The organism is Methylophaga sp. UBA1464, from assembly GCF_002325665.1.
In the GTDB taxonomy this organism is placed as follows: domain Bacteria; phylum Pseudomonadota; class Gammaproteobacteria; order Nitrosococcales; family Methylophagaceae; genus Methylophaga.
The window spans coordinates 1534-4379 of sequence record NZ_DCSO01000001.1 but is presented as its reverse complement, the minus strand read 5'-3'; the positions used below and the strand labels follow the sequence as shown (position 1 = coordinate 4379).

Sequence of the window (2846 nt, the reverse complement as noted above, 5' to 3'; positions counted from 1 at the left end):
GACAACGAACATTGTCTGGAGGTACAGTTACCTTTCTTGCAGTATTCATTAAAACATTTTGAAATTGTGCCTTTGCTAACCGGCAAGGCCAGTACTTCACTGATAGCTGACGTTTTGGGAACAGCCACCAAAGATGCTAAATCGTTAATTGTGATCAGTTCGGATCTTAGCCATTATCTGGATTATGAAACGGCACGCAAAATTGATCAGTTTACTTCTCAGGCCATTATCAGTATGGATAACCATGAGATAGATAAATTTCATGCCTGCGGATGTGACGCTATCCGGGGATTTCTGGAATACGCCAGAAATGAAAACATGTCAGGTCAAATCATGTCCTTGAGTAACTCGGGTGATGTGGTTGGCAAAAAAGACAGTGTTGTCGGCTATGGCGCTTATCTGTTTGAATGAGATTAAGGTTGTTTCACCGCTCGACTAACAGCATCGACAACGGAATGACAGACCCAGGCACCAGGCTGACGGATTTTATCTTCGTCGCCTGGTGAATACTTGCCTGTTTGCACCAGACATGCCCGCAATCCTGCTGTCAAAGCCCCTTCTACATCAGCAAAAGCATCATCACCAATCATCAACACTTCTTCTGCTGTAAATCCGGTTGACTCAACCGCTGTCTGAAAAAAGCCTTTGGCCGGTTTCCCCAAAATCTCGGCTTCGACATCACAGGCATATTCCAGCGCAGTTATAAAAGGGCCTGCATCCAAAAGCAGTTGTTCATTCTGGCGAAAATAACGATTCAGTCCTATACCTAATAAAGGCGCGCCATCCATTATCAGCTGAAATGCCCGGTTCATATTCTCGTAGGTAAAACCTTCAGCCGCATCCGCTACCACAACCGCATTAGGCAAATTCTGATCCAAATCGGCAAATTCCGGACGCAGTTTTTCATGCACCAGACAATATGGACGTAACCCGCGTTGCTGCAATGCTAATCTCACAGCACCCGGTGCGGTAAGAACTTCATCAACGCTTAAATCAAACCCCATTCGCAGTAAGGATTGCAGTGTGTCGGTACTGGTGCTACGGGAAGTATTGGTCACAAAACGCACCACCAATTGCTCATTGCGTGCCAGATGAAGTGCTTCAATGGCACCGGCAATCGGCATGTTATCCATGTGTAATACACCACTGATATCAAATAAAATCGCTTTTATCATCACAGTCACCTCGGGTATGCCACTGGTACTGTAAATTATGCGCGGATAAACCAGGACACACAATTGCTCAGTACAATTTGGCTGCTTTGCATTTATGGATTTGCAATCAACGGAAGTCCTGTTGATCTTTGATCGCCACACTGCCGGAGACCATGAAAAGATCAACAGATCCCATCAAACGCGATAGAATAGCGGCCTTTTACACTCTACCAGTCACAGGTTACGCTTATGAAAGCTCCACAGGTCGGATTTGTCAGTCTCGGTTGCCCCAAAGCGCTGGTCGACAGCGAACGTATTATTACCAAACTGCGTTCCGAGGGATATGAGATTTCTGCAAATTACGACGATGCAGATTTAGTCGTGGTAAATACCTGCGGCTTTATCGACTCCGCGGTGGAAGAATCACTGGAAAGTATTGGCGAGGCCATTGCACATAATGGCAAAGTTATTGTGACCGGCTGTCTGGGCAGCCGTGACAACACCATTCGTGAAAAACATCCTCAAGTGCTGGAAATCACTGGTGCTCATGCGCTGGAGGAAGTGGTGGGAGCAGTGCATAAACACCTTCCTCAACCCCATGATCCGTTTATCAGTCTGGTACCACCAGAAGGTATCAAGCTTACTCCCCGCCACTATGCTTATCTGAAAATTTCCGAAGGCTGTAATCATCGTTGTACCTTCTGCATTATCCCGTCAATGCGTGGCGATTTAGTCAGCCGCCCCGTTAATCAGGTGGTGGCAGAAGCCAAACGCCTGGCGGATGCCGGCGTAAAAGAAATTCTGGTGATTTCGCAGGATACCAGTGCTTATGGTGTGGATCTGAAATACGCTGAATATGAATGGCAGGGTGAAAAAATTGCCACCCGCTTTACCGCCATGGCCAAAGCTTTAGGTGAACTCGGCATTTGGGTAAGGATGCATTATGTCTATCCATATCCGCACGTTGATGACGTCATTCCGTTGATGGCTGAAGGCAAGATTTTGCCGTATCTGGATATTCCATTTCAGCATGCCAGCCCGCGTATCCTGAAATTAATGAAGCGTCCGGCCTCCTCTCAGAATAATCTGGAACGGATTCAAGCCTGGCGCGCGATTTGTCCGGAAATTACCTTACGCAGTACGTTTATTGTTGGTTTTCCAGGTGAAACCGAAGGTGAGTTTGAAGAATTACTGGATTTTCTGGAGCAAGCCCAATTGGATAAAGCCGGAGCATTTAAATACTCACCGGTAGATGGTGCAGTGGCCAACCAGCTTCCTGATCCGGTTCCGGAAGACGTTAAGGAAGAACGTCTGGCCCGTTTTATGGCCAAACAAGCTGAAATCAGTGCTCAACGTTTGCAACAGAAAGTCGGCAAACGTGATTTTGTAATTATTGATGAAGTGGTTGAAGAAGGTGCGGTCGGTCGTAGTCGTGCTGATGCGCCGGAAATTGATGGTCAGGTATTTATCGATCATGCAACGCATTTAAACGTCGGCGATATTGTAGAAGTTGAATTTGAAGAAGCCGATGAACATGATCTCTGGGCCAGGCTAGTTTAAAGCTTCTGTTGTAACTGAATAAAGCGCCACTTATTTCCACGGATGGGCAGTATGCCGGCGCGCCAGGGAGGTCTGCGCTCTCGTCGCTTTTTCAGAATAACTACAAAAACGCCGGGACAAGCAATGTTCCAG

3 protein-coding genes are annotated in these 2846 nt (G+C 46.9%); 2 read left to right on the top strand and 1 reads right to left on the bottom strand.

Annotation, left to right across the window (positions count from 1 at the left end; genetic code table 11):
* The coding region (amrB, locus tag B3O33_RS00020) for an AmmeMemoRadiSam system protein B (RefSeq protein WP_292362682.1) at positions 1–411 on the top strand (411 nt) is incomplete at its 5' end.
* A 2-nt stretch (positions 412–413) separates the two neighbouring features.
* Here the strand turns inward: amrB and B3O33_RS00015 are convergent.
* Positions 414–1175 carry a TIGR01458 family HAD-type hydrolase gene (locus B3O33_RS00015; RefSeq protein ID WP_292359933.1) on the bottom strand — a complete coding sequence of 254 codons (762 nt, stop codon included), beginning with the start codon at positions 1173–1175 and terminating at the stop codon, positions 414–416.
* A 228-nt stretch (positions 1176–1403) separates the two neighbouring features.
* On the opposite strand from B3O33_RS00015, the gene rimO reads away from it, so the two are divergent.
* The gene (gene rimO, locus B3O33_RS00010; RefSeq protein ID WP_292359934.1) at positions 1404–2714 is read left to right on the top strand and encodes a 30S ribosomal protein S12 methylthiotransferase RimO; all 1311 of its coding nucleotides are present in this window, start codon (positions 1404–1406) and stop codon (positions 2712–2714) included.
* The last annotated feature ends 132 nt before the right edge of the window (positions 2715–2846 follow it).